This is a genomic window from Rahnella rivi, assembly GCF_019049655.1.
Classification (GTDB): domain Bacteria; phylum Pseudomonadota; class Gammaproteobacteria; order Enterobacterales; family Enterobacteriaceae; genus Rahnella; species Rahnella rivi.
On sequence record NZ_JAFMOX010000064.1, the window covers coordinates 112,274 to 131,233 of the forward strand.

Annotated in this window: 20 protein-coding genes; 15 read left to right on the forward strand and 5 right to left on the reverse strand. The window is 53.9% G+C overall.

Going from position 1 to position 18,960, the window contains the following annotated elements:
• The first annotated feature begins 47 nt into the window (after window positions 1-47).
• From ridA to J1779_RS18285, 5 genes are all read left to right on the forward strand, one after another.
• Entirely contained in the window at window positions 48-434 is a 387-nt protein-coding gene (gene ridA / locus J1779_RS18265) for a 2-iminobutanoate/2-iminopropanoate deaminase (RefSeq protein ID WP_056776488.1), read from the forward strand.
• Between the two features lie 208 nt (window positions 435-642).
• Entirely contained in the window at window positions 643-2,094 is a 1,452-nt protein-coding gene (locus J1779_RS18270; RefSeq protein WP_056776484.1) for a circularly permuted type 2 ATP-grasp protein, read from the forward strand.
• Complete coding sequence (locus tag J1779_RS18275; RefSeq protein ID WP_056776481.1) at window positions 2,088-3,029, forward strand: alpha-E domain-containing protein; 942 nt, start codon at window positions 2,088-2,090, stop codon at window positions 3,027-3,029. The genes J1779_RS18270 and J1779_RS18275 overlap by 7 nt, the downstream gene beginning before the upstream one ends.
• Window positions 3,029-3,823 carry a transglutaminase family protein gene (locus J1779_RS18280; RefSeq protein WP_056776478.1) on the forward strand — a complete coding sequence of 265 codons (795 nt, stop codon included), beginning with the start codon at window positions 3,029-3,031 and terminating at the stop codon, window positions 3,821-3,823. Before J1779_RS18275 ends, J1779_RS18280 begins: the two co-directional genes overlap by 1 nt.
• A gap of 20 nt (window positions 3,824-3,843) precedes the next feature.
• A complete protein-coding gene (locus J1779_RS18285; protein ID WP_136376593.1) occupies window positions 3,844-4,575 on the forward strand; it encodes a proteasome-type protease in 732 nt (243 codons plus the stop codon).
• Window positions 4,576-4,725: 150 nt separating this feature from the next.
• Here J1779_RS18285 and J1779_RS18290 read toward each other — a convergent pair whose 3' ends face one another.
• From J1779_RS18290 to uxaC, 5 genes are all read right to left on the reverse strand, one after another.
• Window positions 4,726-5,649: an IS5 family transposase gene (locus J1779_RS18290; protein ID WP_338019870.1), complete on the reverse strand. Its 924-nt coding sequence runs from the start codon at window positions 5,647-5,649 to the stop codon at window positions 4,726-4,728.
• A gap of 99 nt (window positions 5,650-5,748) precedes the next feature.
• On the reverse strand, window positions 5,749-6,303 hold the full coding sequence (locus tag J1779_RS18295; protein WP_056776425.1) for a YgjV family protein: 555 nt from the start codon (window positions 6,301-6,303) through the stop codon (window positions 5,749-5,751).
• Between the two features lie 95 nt (window positions 6,304-6,398).
• Window positions 6,399-7,889 carry a UxaA family hydrolase gene (locus tag J1779_RS18300; protein ID WP_122094421.1) on the reverse strand — a complete coding sequence of 497 codons (1,491 nt, stop codon included), beginning with the start codon at window positions 7,887-7,889 and terminating at the stop codon, window positions 6,399-6,401.
• 10 nt (window positions 7,890-7,899) lie between these two features.
• A complete protein-coding gene (locus tag J1779_RS18305) occupies window positions 7,900-9,351 on the reverse strand; it encodes a tagaturonate reductase (RefSeq protein ID WP_217204463.1) in 1,452 nt (483 codons plus the stop codon).
• Window positions 9,352-9,493: 142 nt separating this feature from the next.
• Window positions 9,494-10,906 carry a glucuronate isomerase gene (gene uxaC / locus J1779_RS18310; RefSeq protein WP_217204464.1) on the reverse strand — a complete coding sequence of 471 codons (1,413 nt, stop codon included), beginning with the start codon at window positions 10,904-10,906 and terminating at the stop codon, window positions 9,494-9,496.
• 859 nt (window positions 10,907-11,765) lie between these two features.
• Here uxaC and J1779_RS18315 point away from each other — a divergent pair.
• The 10 genes from J1779_RS18315 (at window position 11,766) to J1779_RS18360 (ending at window position 18,931) form a co-directional block, all read left to right on the forward strand.
• Entirely contained in the window at window positions 11,766-13,058 is a 1,293-nt protein-coding gene (locus J1779_RS18315) for an MFS transporter (protein ID WP_056776412.1), read from the forward strand.
• 186 nt (window positions 13,059-13,244) lie between these two features.
• A complete protein-coding gene (exuR, locus tag J1779_RS18320) occupies window positions 13,245-14,021 on the forward strand; it encodes a transcriptional regulator ExuR (protein WP_056776410.1) in 777 nt (258 codons plus the stop codon).
• A 383-nt stretch (window positions 14,022-14,404) separates the two neighbouring features.
• Window positions 14,405-15,085, forward strand: a complete 681-nt coding sequence (locus J1779_RS18325; protein WP_056776407.1) for a DedA family protein — start codon at window positions 14,405-14,407, stop codon at window positions 15,083-15,085.
• A complete protein-coding gene (gene mzrA / locus J1779_RS18330) occupies window positions 15,085-15,468 on the forward strand; it encodes an EnvZ/OmpR regulon moderator MzrA (protein ID WP_122094429.1) in 384 nt (127 codons plus the stop codon). The genes J1779_RS18325 and mzrA overlap by 1 nt, the downstream gene beginning before the upstream one ends.
• Window positions 15,469-15,628: 160 nt before the next feature.
• Window positions 15,629-16,006, forward strand: a complete 378-nt coding sequence (locus J1779_RS18335; RefSeq protein WP_056776402.1) for a DUF1090 domain-containing protein — start codon at window positions 15,629-15,631, stop codon at window positions 16,004-16,006.
• 148 nt (window positions 16,007-16,154) lie between these two features.
• The gene (locus J1779_RS18340) at window positions 16,155-16,457 is read left to right on the forward strand and encodes an ElaB/YgaM/YqjD family protein (RefSeq protein ID WP_056776398.1); all 303 of its coding nucleotides are present in this window, start codon (window positions 16,155-16,157) and stop codon (window positions 16,455-16,457) included.
• A 2-nt stretch (window positions 16,458-16,459) separates the two neighbouring features.
• Window positions 16,460-16,867, forward strand: coding sequence for a phage holin family protein (locus J1779_RS18345; RefSeq protein ID WP_122094431.1), 408 nt, complete (start codon window positions 16,460-16,462; stop codon window positions 16,865-16,867).
• Window positions 16,864-17,148: a YqjK-like family protein gene (locus J1779_RS18350; RefSeq protein WP_056776392.1), complete on the forward strand. Its 285-nt coding sequence runs from the start codon at window positions 16,864-16,866 to the stop codon at window positions 17,146-17,148. Before J1779_RS18345 ends, J1779_RS18350 begins: the two co-directional genes overlap by 4 nt.
• Before the next feature lie 254 nt (window positions 17,149-17,402).
• Window positions 17,403-17,795: a DoxX family protein gene (locus tag J1779_RS18355; protein ID WP_056776388.1), complete on the forward strand. Its 393-nt coding sequence runs from the start codon at window positions 17,403-17,405 to the stop codon at window positions 17,793-17,795.
• Window positions 17,796-17,947: 152 nt separating this feature from the next.
• On the forward strand, window positions 17,948-18,931 hold the full coding sequence (locus tag J1779_RS18360) for a glutathione S-transferase family protein (RefSeq protein ID WP_217204465.1): 984 nt from the start codon (window positions 17,948-17,950) through the stop codon (window positions 18,929-18,931).
• Window positions 18,932-18,960: the final 29 nt, after the last annotated feature.

The following is an 18,960-nucleotide window of genomic DNA, read 5'->3' on the forward strand; positions in this document are numbered from 1 at the left end:
ACTGAGGGATAATTTTTCATTCACCTTAACTCAAATCAGGAGACATTATGTCCCGCGAAATCAGCACTGAAAACGCTCCGGCAGCCATCGGTCCTTATGTTCAGGGCGTCGATCTGGGCAGCATGATCATCACGTCCGGTCAGATCCCGGTGGATCCTAAAACCGGCGCCGTGGCCGACGATATCGCCGCTCAGGCACGCCAGTCACTGGAAAACGTGCAGGCGATCGTGGAAGCCGCTGGCCTGAAAGTTTCAGACATCGTGAAAACCACCGTTTTCGTGAAAGATCTGAACGACTTCGCCACCGTTAACGCCACGTATGAAGCCTTCTTCACCGAACACAACGCGCCATTCCCGGCCCGTTCTTGCGTTGAAGTCGCGCGTCTGCCAAAAGACGTGAAAATCGAAATCGAAGCCATCGCTGTACGCCGTTAATTCGCACCACCGATGCACCAGACCAGCCTGCGGGCTGGTTTTTTTTGCCCCATTATCAGGCAAAGAACCCGCTTTCCGCCCTATAATTAAGCAGCCCTGCCTCTTTTCTCCTGATTTCCAGCCCATTTTGCACGCTGGCACACTTTATGCCTGATCTTCATTGTTATTGAACGATTCAATTGCAGCCTGTCCAGTTTGTGAGGTGATGATGATCAAGATTGACCTTTCCGATTCACCCTTTTTTGATGAGATGTTAATGGCTGAAGGGAAACACCGCAGCCATTATCAGGCTTACTGGCAGTGGTTGCAGCAGGCCGATCAACAGGCCGTCCAGCGCAAAAAAGAGGAAGCTGCGCTGCTGTTCCACCGGGTGGGGATTACCTTTAATGTTTACGGCGAAGATGATGGCGCGGAGCGGCTGATCCCGTTCGACAGCGTGCCGCGCATTATTCCTGCCGGGGAATGGCAAATGCTCGATCGCGGTATCCGTCAGCGGGTACAGGCGCTGAATGCGTTTCTGCATGATATTTACCACGATCAGAAGATCCTCAAAGCCGGGATCGTGCCTGCCGAACAGGTGCTGGCAAACGATCAATATCAGCCTTGTATGCAGGGCATCGATCTTCACCGTGATACTTACGCCCACATCGCCGGCACCGACATGGTGCGCGGTGGCGACGGTGAATATTACGTGCTGGAAGACAACCTGCGCACGCCCTCCGGCGTCTCCTACATGATGGAAAACCGCAAAATGATGATGCGGTTATACCCGGAACTCTTCGCCCAGCAGCGGATCGCGCCGGTTTCGCGCTACCCTTCTCACCTGCTGCAAACCCTGCGCGAAAGCACACCGGTGAACGATCCGACCGTCGTGGTGCTAACGCCGGGCCGCTTTAACAGCGCCTATTTCGAGCACAGTTTCCTGGCGCAGCAAATGGGCGTTGAGCTGGTGGAAAGCGCCGATCTGTTCGTGAAAGACGGTGCCGTACTGATGCGTACCACCGCCGGGCCGTGCAAAATTGACGTGATTTACCGTCGCATCGACGATGCATTCCTGGATCCGCTGGCGTTTCGTGCTGATTCCATGCTCGGCGTGCCCGGCCTGCTTTCCGTCTATCGCGCGGGCGGCGTGGTGCTGGCGAATGCGATCGGTACCGGCGTGGCGGATGACAAATCGATCTACCCGTATGTCCCGGAGATGATCCGCTACTATCTGGCCGAAGATCCGATCCTCAATAACGTGCCGACCTGGCAATGCCGCAAAGAAAGCGATCTCTCTTTCGTGCTGGCGAATCTGGACAAAATGGTGGTGAAGGAGGTTCATGGCGCTGGCGGTTACGGCATGCTGATTGGCCCGATGGCCAGTCAGGAAGAGCTGGCCCGTTTTCGCGATCTGCTAAAAACCCGCCCTGAAAATTACATCGCGCAGGAGACACTCGCGCTCTCAACATGTCCGACGTTTGTCGAAAACGGCCTGGCGCCGCGCCACATCGATTTACGGCCTTTCGCCCTGACCGGTGCGGAAATTCGCCTGGTGCCCGGCGGGCTCACCCGTGTTGCGCTGGCCGAAGGCTCGCTGGTGGTCAATTCATCGCAGGGCGGTGGCACCAAAGATACCTGGGTGCTGGAAGAAGATTCGACGGAGGACGACGCATGCTAAGCAGAACCGCCAGTGAGCTGTACTGGATGGCGCGTTATCTGGAACGCGCCGAAAATATCGCCCGTCTGCTGGACGTCACTAACAAGCTGTCGATGATGTCGATCCGCGACGTGACAGCACGCGACGAAAATAACGATCTGCTGGTGCCGCTGACCATGACCGGCACGCGCACGCTGTTCGATGCGCATTATCCGCAGCTGACAATGAGCAATCTGCTCAACTTTTTCGCGTTAGACAACATCAACCACGGCAGCATTTTCAGCTGTCTGCAAATGGCGTGGAATAATGCTCACGCCGTGCGCGGCAGCCTGTCTTCTGAAGTCTGGGAAAGCATCAATGCCACCTGGATCGAGATGAAACTGATCCGCCGCCAGGGCGTCGGGTCGGCGGGCGCCGATTCATTTTTCGACTGGGTTAAGGAGCGCTCACATCTGTTTCGTGGCGCCATGTTCGGCACTTTGCTGCGCAGCGACGCCCAGAACTTCATCCGGCTCGGCACCATGCTGGAGCGCGCAGACAGTACAGCCCGCCTGCTGGATGCCAAAAATCAGCTTCTCAACGCCGATGAAGATCCGGTACGCGAGTATTACCGGATGGACACCCTGCTGCGCGCGGTCAGCGCCCGCGAAGCGTTCCACACGCTCTATAAGCAGCAACTTAGCCAGAAGCGCATCGCTGAATTGCTGATCCTGCGCCGTGAATTACCGCGCTCACTGCTGTCTTGCGTGGAAATCATGGCCGAACAGCTGGAAGAAATCGGCGGCACCGCAGGCAACCTGCCACGCCGCCGCGTTCATACCCTGCACGCGCAGCTTCGTTTCACCGAAATGGAAGAGATTGTCGAAATGGGCCTCAGCCCCTGGTTGATGCAGTTCCTCGACCAGACCGGCGCTATCGCCGAGAGCATCCATCAGACCTATCTGGAGGCACAATAATGAAACTGAATGTCAGTCATCAGACGCATTACACCTATGCGCAGCAGGTCAAACACAGCACGCAATACCTGCGCCTTACCCCGCAAAACTCCAGCCATCAGAAAATCCTGTCATGGGATTTAACCCTGCCGGAATATGCCACCCGCACCTTTGATGCCTACGGCAACGTTTTGCACGTGCTGACCCTCGACCAGCCGCATCAGGCGATCACCATTGAGGCCAACGGCATGGTGGAGATCGAAGACAACACCGAAGACGACAGCTGCGGCCATCTCTCGCCGCTGGTGTTCTTACGTACCAGCCCGCTGACACAGGCCGACGGCGCGATCCGCGATTTTGCGCATCGTTATTACCGGCCACAGGCTCAGCACGAAAGCCTGTGCAGCCTGATGGGTGAGCTGCTGCTGAAAATGCCCTACAGCCCCGGCACCACCACGGTGAAAGACAGCGCGTCGCAGGCGTTTTCCGCGCAGCAAGGCGTATGTCAGGATCACACTCACGTCTTTCTCGCCTGCTGCCGCAGTCTGGGCATTCCGGCGCGCTATGTCAGCGGCTACCTTTATACTGAAGATTCCGCCCATGTGGCGATGCATGCCTGGGCAGAAGCCTGGCTGGATGACCGCTGGCAGAGCTTTGACGTCACCAATAACACCTGCCAGCCCAATCAGCATTTGAAACTGGCTATCGGCATAGATTATCTTGATGCTTGCCCGGTCCGCGGTATCCGGTTAGGTGGAGGATGCGAAGACATGCGCACTGTCGCGGCAGTTGAAATGTTCGACATACCGCAATAATCGATACAGGAACGAATCCTATGACTTACTGTGTGGCCATGCGCTTGTCCTCTGGCCTGGTGTTTGTTTCAGACTCGCGCACCAATGCCGGGGTGGATCACATTTCCACCTTCCGCAAACTGCATGTTTTTCATCACAGCGATGAACGGGTGCTGGTGCTCCAAAGTGCCGGAAATCTGGCGACCACACAGAGCATTATCAGCCTGCTGCACCGGCGTTGCCTCGATGATCAGCGGGAAAATCTGCTTAACGTGGAATCGATGTACGACGCCGCCAGCCTGCTCGGGGAAACGGTGCGCGAAGTGATTGCCCGTGACAGCGGCGCCAATCAGGGCGGCACCACGGATTTCAGCTGTAACCTGCTGCTCGGCGGCCAGATCAAGGGGGAAGGGTTGCGGCTGTTCCATATTTATCCGCAGGGTAATTTCATCGAAGCCACCCATGACACACCCTATTTTCAGGTGGGGGAAAGCAAGTACGGCAAGCCGATTATCGATCGCGTGCTGAACTTCGATACTCCGCTGGATCAGGCCATGCAGTGCGCGCTGATTTCGATGGATTCGACGCTGCGCAGTAATCTTTCCGTCGGCCTGCCGCTGGATGTGCTGACCTACCCGGTCGACAGCTACAGCACGGCGCAACAGTACCGGATCACCGAAACACACCCGTATTTCGACATGATCCGCAAAGGCTGGGGCGAAGGCCTGCTGAGTATTTTTGCCCAACTGCCACCGCTGAAATTAGACGAGTAAACCTCCGCCACATCAGGTCTGGGGAACATGGACAACCTCAGACCTGCCCCGTATTATCAATATCCCGTCCTTAATACGGATATTTGAGGTGAAATAGGCTTTGTTGAATAATTCGGATTTAGATAAAAGCGCCTCTCGTCACTGACTTCCTCAGGCAATCCGCACACTTTCTGGCATCCCTGCACGCGTCATTTTGTTTAAGGCACGGATCATGGCCATAGTTTCTCCAACCTGCGCATCGTAATCCCTCAACGTAAAATGCCCACCAAACAGCTGTTTTACGCGGTACATCGCCGTTTCGGCCACTGAACGCCGGTTATAAGTCGTGTGCCATTTCCAGTACGCATTGCTCCCAGTAAGCCGTTGCCTCGCCACCGCCTGATTTCTGTCGGCATACTCCTCCGGCCAGTAGCCGGCGCGCGTTCGCGGCGGGATAAGCGCCTTAATTTTCTTGCGCCGCAACTCGTCGTGGCACCGCTTTGTGTCATAAGCCCCGTCGGCACAGGCGGCCCTGATTTTCCTGTGCGTCTGACGGATAAGCCCCGGGAATGCCTCTGCATCAGTCACGTTGTTTAGGGACAGGTCAGCGCAGATAATCTCATGCGTATCAGCATCCACCGCCAGGTGCAGTTTCCGCCAGACGCGGCGCTTTTCCTGGCCATGTTTTTTCACCTTCCACTCACCCTCACCGAAGACTTTTAAGCCGGTGGAATCGATAACCAGATGGGCAATTTCACCGCGCGTTGGGTTTTTGAAAGGGATGCTGACGGATTTAGCCCGCCTGCTGACGCAGGAATAATCCGGGCAACGGAGCGGGAGCTTCATTAGGGTAAAGATGGAGTCAATGAATCCCTGCGCAGCGCGAAGTGTGAGGCGAAAAACGCGTTTGAGCATCAGAACGGTTGAAATGGCCAGCTCAGAATAACGTTGCGGACGACCGCGTAAAGACGTGTTGGGTTCGTCATACCAGGCCTGAATGGCCGACTCATCAAGCCAGAATGTCAGTGAGCCCCGATTGACAAGCGCCTTGTTGTAGGTGGCCCAGTTGGTGATTTTGAACTTTTGTTTTGCCACGTGATATCGCTGCAGGATCAGGAGTGTGGTGATCTGATCCTAACTACGGCCAAAAGTTCGATTTATTCAACAACGCCATTACGCACTCAAAAGCAGGGATTACCCCTGCTCATCCCTCTTCTGCAGTATCTTCTTCTCGACCTCAAACGGGTCGATGCCGCGCAGTTGCAGGCGGCGGAAGCGGATGATGTTAAAACCGTTCATGACGAGGAAACTGCCTTCGATAAGCGAGCCGCCGATCGAGCCGAGCCAGATGTTGTGCGCCACCCAGCAACAGGTTGAACACCACATAATGCAACGCGTGGTCAGCCCGCTGGTGCGAAACAGCGCCCAGGTACTGACGACGGTGGCGCCGACGGGCAATAATTCCACCCAATGGTGTGCGCGGCTCAGCCCTAATACCAGCGTCAGGACGATGAAAACCACCATGATCCACTGGTTGCGGGTCCGCAGGGAAATCAGGGTGCGCAGGGAGTTGAGTAAGGCGCTCATCCCGGCGGGCGCTGCGCCCATCATCAGGAAATGCACGCCGATAATGGCGCTGTAAGCGGAAAGTTGTTGTTTGAAGCGGCGGTCGCTGCGGTTGAAAAACATCGTGATGCCGACCGCAAAGGCCACAACACCGACTGACTGTGCCAACCAGTAATACGTCATTTATCCTGATCTCATCCGTGGAAGACTTGCGCTGCAAAAGCAAACGGCGTTCCATAACTGAAACGCCGTTTCATCCTAACGATAAACCTGACCGGTTACAATGTGACGCCGCTTTTAAAGATGGCTAATTCGCGGAAATCATTGAGTTCGTTTTTGGCTTTGCGGCCATCGGCGATCTCCACGATCAGATCCACAAACTCTTTCAGCAGTTGATCCATTGTGACATCGTGGATCAGTTGTCCGGCATCGAAATCGATCCAGTGCGGTTTTTTCGCCGCCAGTTCGCTGTTGGTCGCCAGTTTGACCGTCGGCACAAAACCACCGTAAGGGGTGCCGCGCCCGGTGCTGAACAGCACCATGTGACAACCGGCTCCGGCCAGTGCGCTGGTAGCGACGGCATCGTTACCCGGCGCGCTGAGCAGGTTCAGCCCCGGTTTGGTCAGACGCTCGCCGTATTTCAGCACGTCCATCACCGGGCTGTGACCGGCTTTTTGCGTACAGCCGAGCGATTTTTCTTCCAGCGTAGTGATACCGCCGGCTTTGTTGCCCGGCGACGGATTTTCGTAGATCGGCTGATTGTGCTCGATGAAATATTGTTTGAAATCGTTGACCATATGAACGGTTTTTTCAAACGTACTTTCGTCGTGGCAGCGGCTCATCAGAATACGCTCTGCGCCAAACATTTCAGGCACTTCGGTCAGTACGGAAGTGCCGCCGTTAGCGATCACGTAGTCCGAGAAACGCCCCAGCAGCGGGTTCGCCGTGATGCCGGAAAGCCCGTCAGAGCCGCCGCATTCGAGGCCAAACTTCAGCTCGCTGAGTTTGCCACTTTCACGTTTATCGTTGCGCATTGCGGCATACAGTTCGCGCAGACGTTCCAGACCGGCTTCCACTTCGTCGTCGAACTTTTGCATTGTCATGAAGCGCACGCGCTCTTCATCTGCTTCGCCCAGCGTCTCGCGGAACACGTCCACCTGATTGTTTTCACAACCGAGGCCAATCACCAGCACTGCACCGGCGTTCGGGTGACGTACCATATTTTGCAGCATGGTGCGGGTATTGACGTGATCGTCGCCCAGCTGTGAACAGCCAAACGGGTGCGTAAACAGGTAAACGCCGTCGATGCCTTCCGCGTCGTTGGTTTCTTTCAGGAAACGTGTCTGGATCTGGCGGGCAATGCCATTCACACAGCCGACGGTCGGGATCAGCCACAGCTCGTTGCGGATCCCCACCAGACCGTTTTTACGGCGGTAGATCTGTACCTCACGATCTGCCATCTGCTCCGGCAGGCTGGCGAACTCCGGCTGATATTGATACTCGTCCAGATCGCTTAAATTGGTTTTGCCATTTTGTGAATGGATATGCACGCCTGGCGCGATCGCGGTCAGCGCATGGCCAATCGGCAGCCCGTATTTGATAATATTTTCACCCGCCGCAATCGGGCGCAGGGCGAATTTGTGACCCCGGGCCACCGGCTGAGGCATCACGACATGATAGCCGCCAGCCTCTGCCTGCTCGCCGTTTTCAATGTCGCGCAGTGCCACGGCGACATTATCTGCAGGATGAATTTGAATGATACTTTGCATAGTCGCCCTCTTAACTGTAAGCCGCCAGCGCATCGCGCATGCCACGGTCTTCGATCGCCTGTAACTGTCCGGTCACTTTAGCGGTCAGGCCAGGCACGGTATTGAGATCCCGTCCCCAGTGTTCTTCATCGGCCAGCACGGTTTCCACCAGCCCGCCGAGTGATAATTCACCGTTACGCACGCTGCTCCATAATTGAGAGAAAAGGCTCAGCCAGTGCGCATCGTCCTGCAGCGGGTAGATTTCACCTTCGCGTTCGCCACGGTAAAACGCCAGCAAGGCGGCAAGAGCAAACGTCAGGCGCGGTGGCAGGATCTGATTCTTTTCCTGGCTCGCCAGCAGCTGCGGCAGAATGCGGGTGCGGTATTTGGTCATCCCGTTCAGGGCAATCGACAACAGCTGATGCTGAATAAACGGGTTGCGGAAACGGCTCAGCACCGCCTGCGCGAACGACGTCAGTTCATCCTGTGGCAGATCCAGCACCGGCGAGATTTCTTCGGCAATGGCGAGTTCCACAAAGCGGCTGATCTGCGCGTCATTCATCGATTCGCCAACGGTATTCAGCCCTGACAGGAAGGCCACCGGCACCAGCGCAGTGTGCGCGCCATTGAGGATCGCCACTTTGCGTTCTTTGTACGGTTTGATGTCATCCACCAGGCGGATGTTGAGCGGCAGTTTGTCCAGACGCAGTTCCTGAGCCAGACTTTTTGGCCCCTGGATCACAAACAGATAGAAGTGCTCGGCGCTGTCGAAGAAGCTGTCCTGATAGCCCAGTTCCTGTTGCAGGCTCTCCACTTCGCTGCGCGGATAACCGGTCACGATGCGGTCAACCAGCGTTGAACAGAAGGTATTGCTGTTTTCCAGCCACTGAGTGAATGCCGCCGGCAACGCCCAACGTTGTGCGTAACGCAGCACCAGTTCCTGCAAAGCTTCGCCGTTGTAGTCGATCAGTTCACATGGCAGCAGAACCCAGCCTTTATCGGCCGCGCCGGAGAAATGCGTGAAGCGCTCAAACAGTAAACGGGTCAGTTTGGCCGGGAAGCTGACCGGTGGCGCATCCTCCAGACGATCGCTTTCAACATAGCTGATACCGGCTTCGGTGGTATTGGAAAACACGAAGCGGATATTCGGGTCGCGGGCCAGCGCCAGATACTCATCAAACTGATGATAGATATTAATTTCGCGGTTCACCGAGCGGATGATGCGGGTATCGCGCACCGTTTCGCCCTGCTCGTTCAGGCCGCTGATAATGGTGGTGTACAGACCATCCTGCGTGCTGAGTGAAGGTGGGAAATCGGTGTCAATCGGGCGAACAACCACTATCCCGGCGTCCAGATCGGTATGTTCATTCAGCAGGTCTATCTGCCAGTCTACGAACGCCCGCAGGAAGTTACCTTCCCCGAACTGAATAATTTTGTCCGGGTGCTGACGGCCAGGGAAGTCACGGCGATTTAACCTTTGCATCTCACATTCACCTTAATTTGCTCAGACGCCGGTCTTTGAGGACAATCGGTGTGTCCTGTGGCCGCCGTGCTAAATGGGATAATTAGTTGTTTTTGCTTTGTTTATTTACGGAGCGCAGGAACCTGCGCTCCGTCGTGCTTTTTTAGTTCAGTTCGATCTGGAAATACTGTTTGGCGTTGTCGAAGCAGATGTTTTTCACCATATTGCCCAGCAGTTCGATATCTGCCGGTGCTTCGCCGTCTTCCACCCAGCGGCCAATCATCTGGCACAGAATGCGACGGAAGTATTCATGACGCGTATAAGACAGGAAGCTGCGGCTGTCGGTCAGCATGCCGACGAAGCGGCTCAGTAAGCCCAGGTTGGCGAGCTGAGTCATCTGGCGTTGCATCCCGTCTTTCTGGTCGTTAAACCACCAGCCGGAACCGAACTGCATTTTGCCCGGCATCCCTTCGCCCTGGAAGTTACCGACCATGGTGCCGATGACTTCGTTATCACGCGGGTTCAGGCAATACAAAATGGTTTTTGGCAGGCCACCGGCCAGACCTTGCGCGCCCAGCAGTTTAGACAGCGGTTCTGCCAGCGGCTGGTCGTTGATAGAGTCAAAACCGACGTCTGCACCGATCAGCTGGAACATACGGGTGTTGTTATTGCGCAGCGCGCCAATGTGGTACTGCTGTACCCATTCACGACGTTGATATTCGGAAGCCAGATACAGCAAAACGCCGGTTTTAAACTGGGCGATTTCTTGCGCAGTTAGCGTTTCACCGCTCAGACGACGGGACAGAATGCTGTCCAGCGTGGCGTCATCCGCTTCGCCGTAGACCACTACATCCAGCGCGTGATCAGAGACTTTACAGCCGTGCGCCGCGAAGTGATCCATACGTTTTTTCAGGGCGTCACGCAGATCGCTGAAACGGGTAATCGACACATCAGCAGCGGCTTCCAGTTTCTCCATGTAATCAGCAAAAGTCGCCGCTTCAATGTTGAACGCTTTATCCGGGCGCCAGCTTGGCAGAACTTTGACATCAAAACTGGCGTCCCGGGCGATAGCTTTATGATGTTCCAGAGAATCGATCGGGTCATCGGTGGTGCCGACCATTTTCACATTCATCTGTTTCATGATGCCACGGGCGGAGAATTCATCCTGTGCCAGCAGTTCATTACCACGCTCCCAGATTTCGCCCGCAGTAGACGGAGAAAGCAGTTTGCCGGTAATGCCGAACGGACGGCGCAACTCAAGATGCGTCCAGTGGTACAGCGGGTTGCCGATAGTGTGGGGAACCGTTGCAGCCCAGGCGTCAAACTTCTCGCGGTCACTGGCATCACCGGTACACATACGTTCAGGCACACCGTTGGTACGCATTGCGCGCCATTTATAGTGATCGCCTTTCAGCCAGATTTCATACATGTTTTCGAACTGATGGTTTTGCGCGATCAGTTCCGGCGGTAGGTGACAGTGGTAATCAAAGATCGGCTCATCTTTCGCATAGTCGTGATACAGGCGACGTGCAAATTCAGTGTCGAGAAGGAAGTCTTCTGTTAAAAACTGCGCCATCTTAGGTTCCTCATCATGAATTCTGTAGAGTTGTCTCTCAATGGTGCGAAGTTATCACACCAATTCAGTTTATCGTCCAGCTCTTTTTAGGGGTACTCCGGCGCGAAAGGGGGCGATTCGCGGCCATAAACACACACTAATCCTCTGTAAAACAAAAACTTTAGAGTCTTTAAGCACCGGGGGCTATTATCCTCACATTCAGAGTGTCATTTTGTGATGTCACTCAAACTTTAAATCGGTATAACAAGTTATTTATGGCTCTGTGCCTTGTATCTCGTCTTATTCACATGACACCGCCCCGTCTGCCGCCCTGCGCCTGAATGTGATCATCAGGTAAAGTTGTTACACCAATTTTGTAGAGATTTTCATTCCCAGCTTGTTACATCCTCCCCTCAAAGTGTGAAGCCGATCAACAAACCTACCATTACCTGTGTAAAATCAAGTAAATAACCGTGAAGTTAAAAAAGTTAAGTAAGCACACAGTTTAAATGTGGTTTTGTGATGTCATTCAAATTTTAAATCTGTATGACAAGTTATCTTTGCTGCGTCCGGACAAGAGCGTCAGAGATTACCTGCCACGTCCTTTCGCTGTTGTCCGGATAACACTTACCGGGCGCCGTTCGCCGGAAGACAGTGCAGTTGTTCTGGTGTGCAGGAAGTTCATCGGATCCTTACGCACAGATAACAATAAAGCAGTGCGTGAGTCATCGGGCAGCTCCCCCAGCGAGATTCTCTGGCGGCGGTGTACCCGGAAAAAACACTTTAAGGAAGCCAGAAGCCCATGCTGAGACAGATGGCGCGAAATACGCCGTGACAGCTTTGGCCGTCATCGCCGGATTATTTACTGGGAGAGAGTTAAATGGGTAAGATTAAAGGGTTACGCTGGTACATGATCGCATTGGTCACATGCGGCACTGTACTGGGTTATTTAACACGTAACGCCATTGCCGCCGCAGCGCCAACGCTGATGAGCCAGTTGAACATCACCACACAGCAATATTCTTATATTATCGCCGCCTATTCCGCCTGCTATACCCTGATGCAGCCGGTTGCCGGTTACGTTCTGGATGTGATGGGAACTAAAGTGGGTTACGCCATGTTCGCCATCATGTGGGCCATCTTCTGTATGGCCACGGCGCTGGCAAGCAGCTGGGGTGGCCTGGCCATCGCACGTGGTGCTGTCGGTATGGCGGAAGCCGCGATGATCCCTGCCGGTCTGAAAGCCAGCAGCGAATGGTTCCCGGCGAAAGAACGCTCTATTGCCGTGGGTTACTTTAACGTCGGTTCGTCTATCGGCGGGATGATTGCCCCGCCACTGGTTGTCTGGTGCATCATCATGCACAGCTGGCAACTGGCGTTCATCATCACCGGCGCTCTCAGCCTGATCTGGGCCATCAGCTGGTTAGTGTTCTACAAACACCCGAAAGATCAGAAAAAGCTGAGCACCGAAGAACGCGCTTATATTCTTGATGGTCAGGAAGCACAGCATCAGACCACCAACGGCAAGAAAATGTCTGCCATGCAGATCCTGCGTAACCGTCAGTTCTGGGGTATCGCGCTGCCACGCTTCCTGGCTGAACCGGCCTGGGGCACATTTAACGCCTGGATCCCGCTGTTCATGTTCAAGGTGTATGGCTTCAATCTGAAAGAAATTGCGATGTTTGCCTGGATGCCGATGCTGTTTGCTGACCTCGGTTGTATCCTCGGCGGTTACATGCCTCCGTTCTTCCAGAAGCATTTCAAAGTGAACCTGATCGTATCTCGTAAAATGGTCGTGACGCTGGGTGCTGTCCTGATGATCGGCCCGGGGATGATCGGTCTGTTCACCAGCCCGTATGCGGCTATCGCCCTGCTGTGTGTCGGTGGTTTCGCTCACCAGTCACTGTCCGGCGCGCTGATCACGCTCTCTTCTGACGTGTTCGGTCGTAACGAAGTGGCGACGGCTAACGGACTGACCGGGATGGCCGCCTGGATGGCAAGTACGATGTTTGCACTGGTGGTCGGTGCGCTGGCCGATACCATCGGATTCAGCCCGCTGTTTGCAGCCCTTGCGGTCTTCGATCTGCTCGGTGCCATTATCATCTGGACAGTGTTGCAAAACCGGTCCGCAGTAGAACCTGTGCCGGTTCCGCTCAGTACCGCGAAAGCCTGATAGCCTGAACGCAGCCCGGTAAGTCACTTTACCGGGCTTTGCTATTTCCTGACTTTAACCGCCAACCTTTCTGACCAATGCACGGTGCATCCCCTCTTCTTAAATCGTATACTGGAGTTGTATGACAGGTCCCGGGATCTTTCAGGCACCCATCCGGCAGGTTTCACTACTTTAAAGAGCACTCACATGGAATCCACAGACACCAGACGCCTTTATCAACAACTGGCTGCCACGCTCAAGGAACGCATTGAATCCGGAGTCTATCCGGTTGGCGAGAAACTTCCCGCTGAACGTCTGATTTCCGATGAAATGAACGTCAGCCGCACCGTGGTGCGTGAAGCGATCATCATGCTGGAAGTGGAGGGCTATGTGGAAGTGCGCAAAGGCTCGGGCATTCATGTCATGTCCAATCAGCAGCGCCATCTGGTTGTGCCGGATTGCGGCAGTGAATTTGGTACGGCAGGCCCGTTTGAACTGTTGCAGGCGCGCCAGCTGATTGAAAGCAACATCGCTGAATTTGCCGCCACGCAGGTGACCAAACAAGACATTATGCGCCTGATGGAAATTCAAGAGTACGCGCGGCAGGAAGACCGTTTCCGCGATTCGGAATGGGATCTGAAATTCCACGTGCAGGTGGCGCAGGCAACCCAAAACAGCGCACTGGCAACGATTGTCGAAAAGATGTGGAGCCAGCGATTACATAACCCGTACTGGCGTAAATTGCATGAGCATATCGATGAGCGCTCAATCGAAAGCTGGTGTGAAGAACACGATCTGATCCTCAAAGCGTTAATCCGCCGCGATCCGCACGCCGCAAAACTGGCGATGTGGCAGCACCTGGAAAACACCAAGCAGATGCTTTTCCGCGCCACCAGTGATGATTTTGAGTTCAATGTAGACCGCTATCTTTATTCAGAAAATCCGGTGGTTCATCTCGATCCGCCGCTGATGAATTCTAAATAAATCCGCATTACGGCAGGTTCATTCGTCCAACCTGCCATTTATCTTCCTCTGCCCGATTTCGCCCTTCCCTGTCAGCCACTGTCGAGTAGTGTCAGTCAATGTAAAACCCTTTTTCATATCGTGCCTGAGGCTTAAATGATCGCCGCCGACGCGCTATATTTACCTGTCTGACTTATTGTTATTTTGTTACAGTTAGACGACTTTTCTTACCCGTTTGCGCCAGGTGAAACACGCCAAAACGACGCGCGGGAAATCGCAGTACCCGTAACCAGACAGCACGCCAGGGAACAGGCGACCTTTTTCAGCTGTACATGCCGCGTCGAGACTTTCTCCGCAGATGTATTTCGCTGACTCACTGAACATGATGGAGTTTTAGAAACCAGATGGAAATTATCAGTTCTCTCATCGATGCACTCTGGCAACAAGACTATAAAACCCTGGCCGATCCTTCGCTGGTCTGGGCGCTGTACCTGATTTTATTCATGATCATTTTTCTGGAAAACGGTCTGCTGCCCGCGGCGTTTTTACCCGGTGACAGCCTGTTAATTCTGGTCGGCGTACTGATTGCCAAAGATGCAATGAATTTCCCGCTGACGGTTTTCCTGCTGACCAGCGCGGCCAGCCTCGGTTGCTGGCTGAGTTATGCGCAGGGAAAGTGGCTGGGAAACACCCGAATAGTACAAAGCTGGCTGGGGAATTTGCCGGTGCATTATCACGAACGTGCCCATGCACTTTTCCACAAGCATGGCCTGTCGGCGCTGTTAGTTGGCCGTTTTCTGGCCTTTGTGCGTACCCTGCTGCCGACAATCGCCGGTTTATCGGGCCTGAGCAACAGCCGCTTTCAGTTCTTTAACTGGGTCAGCGGATTGTTATGGATCCTCATCCTCACGTCTCTGGGCTATTTCCTCGGCAAAACACCGCTGTTCCTGAAATACGAAGACGCCGTGATGAACTGCCTGATGTTATTGCCGGTTCTGTTATTAATTGGCGGGCTGGTCGGTTCGATCATTGTGCTGTGGCGTAAAAAACACGCTGACCGCCAGAATAAAGGCAAGAGCGCATAATGAACCGCAGGTTTCTCAAACGTTCCCTACTCTGGCCGGTGATTATCATGCTGCTGGCAGCGGCCGCCATGATCGGGCTGGCTATTTCACGGATGCCAGCCAACGGCAATGCGCTGCAAATCCGCCCGGCCAGAACCGGTATCTCATTACCAGACGGCTTTTACGTGTATCAGAGCCTGAGTCAGCGCGGCATCCATATCAAAAGCATCACGCCCCTCGATGACGGTTTAGTCGTGCAGCTCGACTCCGCTGAGCAGCGCCAGATGGCGCACAGCGCGTTGCAAGACATCCTGCCGGAGGGATTCATCATCAGGAATTGTGAACCCTCCCATTCCAGAGCGTTGATGGAAAAACTCAATCATAACCGGCTGAAGCTCGGTTAAGCCTTTCGTCAGGTTTAGGGAAAATGTCTGATATCACCGTCCATTCGACGGTGATATTATTCATGGGCTAGTCATTCATGCGACCCATGATTTGACACGCAGTCCCCTGTTCAAGGAATTAAGTGCCACACTCACTTAACCATCAAAAGGAAGCTACACGATGAAACTGACTCTCTCCGCCCTCGTATTCGCCCCGGCATTGTTGTTCACCTCCGCCAGTTTTGCTGCGCCTCAGCCAGAAAGCTGCGTGACCAAACAAAACGAAATTCAGAAACAGATCGATGAAGCCCGTGCCCATAAAAACCAGAACCGCGTAGACGGTCTGGAAAAGGCACTGCGTGAAAATAAGGCGCATTGCACCGATGCCGGTCTGAAAGCTGAAAATCAACAACGTGTTGAAGAGAAGCGTGAAAAAGTCGCTGAACGTGAGCAGGAGCTGAAAGAAGCTCAGGCCAAGGGCGATCACGAAAAAATCGTTAAGAAACAGCATAAATTGCAGGAAGCACAGGCAGAACTGAAACAGGCCCAGGGCCTGTAATCCTGTTCCGCCAGCGGTGATTTTGCACCACGCCACAGCGGATTATTCGGGGATCTTGCGTTTTGAAACAGACAATTCGCATTTGCGATCACCTGAATATCCGCTATGTTAAAAGTTCGAATCAGTTAACGTATGGAGTGACTTACACATGGCGAGTAATACATCAGAACAACTGCGGGCTGAATTAAAGTCATTGGCAGATACCCTGGAAGAAGTGCTCCAGACCTCTACCGATAAGCCGAAAGCTGAACTCGATAAACTGCGTGGTAAAGCAGAATCCCTGCTGAAAGATACCCGCGAACGTCTGAGCGATACGGGCGAAAAGATTGCCTACCAGACCAAAGAAATTGCCGGTAAAGCCGACGATTATGTACATGATAAACCCTGGACGGGCGTCGGTATTGGTGCCGCGGTCGGCGTAGTCATCGGCGTTCTGTTAGCTCGCCGATAACCATGACTGAACCGTTAAAACCTTCACCACAAGGACCGGGTAAGGGGCTTTTCGACATCATTCAACGTGTCGCCACCGTCGTGGTCGGCATTGTCGAAACGCGCGTCAGACTGGCCGTTATTGAGCTGGAAGAGGAAAAGGCCAATATTTTCCAACTGCTGCTCATGGCCGGCATTACCCTGATCTTTACAGCCTTCGGCCTGATGAGTCTGCTGGTGGTCCTTTTCTGGGCTATCGATCCGGCATACCGTCTGATGGCGATGGGCACGACCACAGGCGTGCTGTTATTGCTCGCGGTGATCCTGGGCATGTTAACGCTGGCGAAAGCCAAACGTTCGACGCTGCTCAGCCTTACGCGCAAGCAACTGGACGTTGACCGTGCCCTGCTTGAAAAGGATGACGAGGAATGAGCATCCCGAACCGCGCTATCGAAAAAGTCAGAATTATGCGCAAGATTGAGCGCCAGCGGCAGGAGTTATCTCGTGCCGGTGATGACTGGCTGGATGCCACAGCGAAAATCGATCGCGGCTGGGTGAAACTCGTTGATATGCGCAAATATCTGGTAGTGGGCTCAAGCCTGATTGCCGTTTACGGTATTCGCCACCCCAGCGTGATTGTGCGCTGGTCACGACGGGCTTTCGGGATCTGGGGAACGGTCAGACTGTTCCGTAAGACTTTCGCTCAGAAATAAACGCTCTTTTTTCGTATCAATGCTTTCACGTCTGAGGGCCGGATGAATACTCATCCGGCCCTTTTCTTTTGAATAACAATCCAGAGTCCATTCAATTTTTTTGAATCATTCAGACAGATTTACTTGCTAACAAAACTTATTCATCCGACCTATTATTCCGTCATCAACTGATGCGGTAACGGCAGGAAACATTTTCCGACCGGGCCGGTAACATTTTTAGCTCAATTTGAGCGCATGACCTTTCGGAGATGAAGATGACTAAGTTACAAGACACTGCTTTGCTGGTTGCACGTATCCTGATGCCCATTCTGTTTATCGTTGCAGGCTGGGGCAAAATCAACGGTTACACCGCCACCGCGGGCTACATGACGTCCATGGGCGTGCCAAGCTTCTTCCTGCCACTGACTATCTTGTTAGAATTTGGCGGCGGTCTGGCGATCCTGTTCGGCTTCTTCACCCGTACTACCGCGTTGATCACGGCAATCTTCACCATCCTGACCGCCGTCATCTTCCACACTGATTTCGCCCAGGGCGTAAACCAGATGATGTTCATGAAAAACCTGTCCATCGCCGGTGGTTTCTTCGTCCTGTTTGCTTCGGGTCCTGGTGCATTCAGCATCGACCGTCTGATCAAGAAAAACTGGTAATCGTCCGCACCAGGGATAACGCCGGGCATCGCACCGGCAATACCACGCTATACTCAAATAATTAGATAATATGTAAGACCTGCAGGGCGATGTGATTTATCACCTCGCCCTTTTTTATTCTGAAAATACATCTGATAAAAAGGTACATAACGATGGGACAACTGGTTGACGGCATCTGGCAGGACACCTGGTATGACACCCGCTCTACCGGCGGGCACTTCAAACGTTCCGTTTCGCAATTTCGTAACTGGATCACCGCAGACGGCGCACCGGGTGAGCATGGTGCGGGTGGCTTTACGGCAGAACGCGATCGTTATCATCTGTACGTTTCTCTCGCCTGCCCGTGGGCGCACCGCACCTTACTGATGCGCGCGCTGAAAGGCCTCGAAGAGATCATTCCCGTTTCCGTCGTGCATCCGCTGATGCTGGAAAACGGCTGGACCTTCGGAACGGATTTCCCGGCGGCCACCGGCGACGATTTGTATCACCTGAATTTTGCCTATGAAATCTATCTGCGCGCGCAGAAAGATTACACCGGGCGCGTCACTGTGCCGATTCTGTGGGACAAGAAACAGCAGACCATCGTCAGTAACGAATCTGCCGATATCATTCGCATGTTCAACAGCGCTTTTGATGCGGTCGGTGCAAAAGCCGGGGATTATTATCCGCAGACCTTGCGCCCGCAGATTGATGAGATCAATGAATGGGTCTATCCGCAAATTAACAATGGCGTCTACAAAGCCGGGTTTGCGACGTCTCAGGATGCTTACGATGAGGCCGTTGACGGTGTGTTTGCCGCGCTTGACCGTGCCGAGGAATTACTGGGTAAACACCGCTATCTGACGGGGAGCCAACTGACCGAAGCCGATCTTCGCCTGTGGACCACGCTGGTGCGATTTGACCCGGTGTACGTTACGCATTTCAAATGCGATCGCTACCGGATCAGCGATTATCCGAACCTTTACGGCTTCCTGCGCGATATCTACCAGATGCCGGGCATTCGTGAAACTGTGGATTTTGCCCACATTCGTCACCACTACTATCGCAGCCACGCGACGATCAACCCGCACGGCATTATCTCCACCGGACCCGCGCAGGATTTAGAATCTGAGCACGGGCGTGATACGCGTTTTTGATCTGCATCTGCACCTTCCCCTTTCATCGG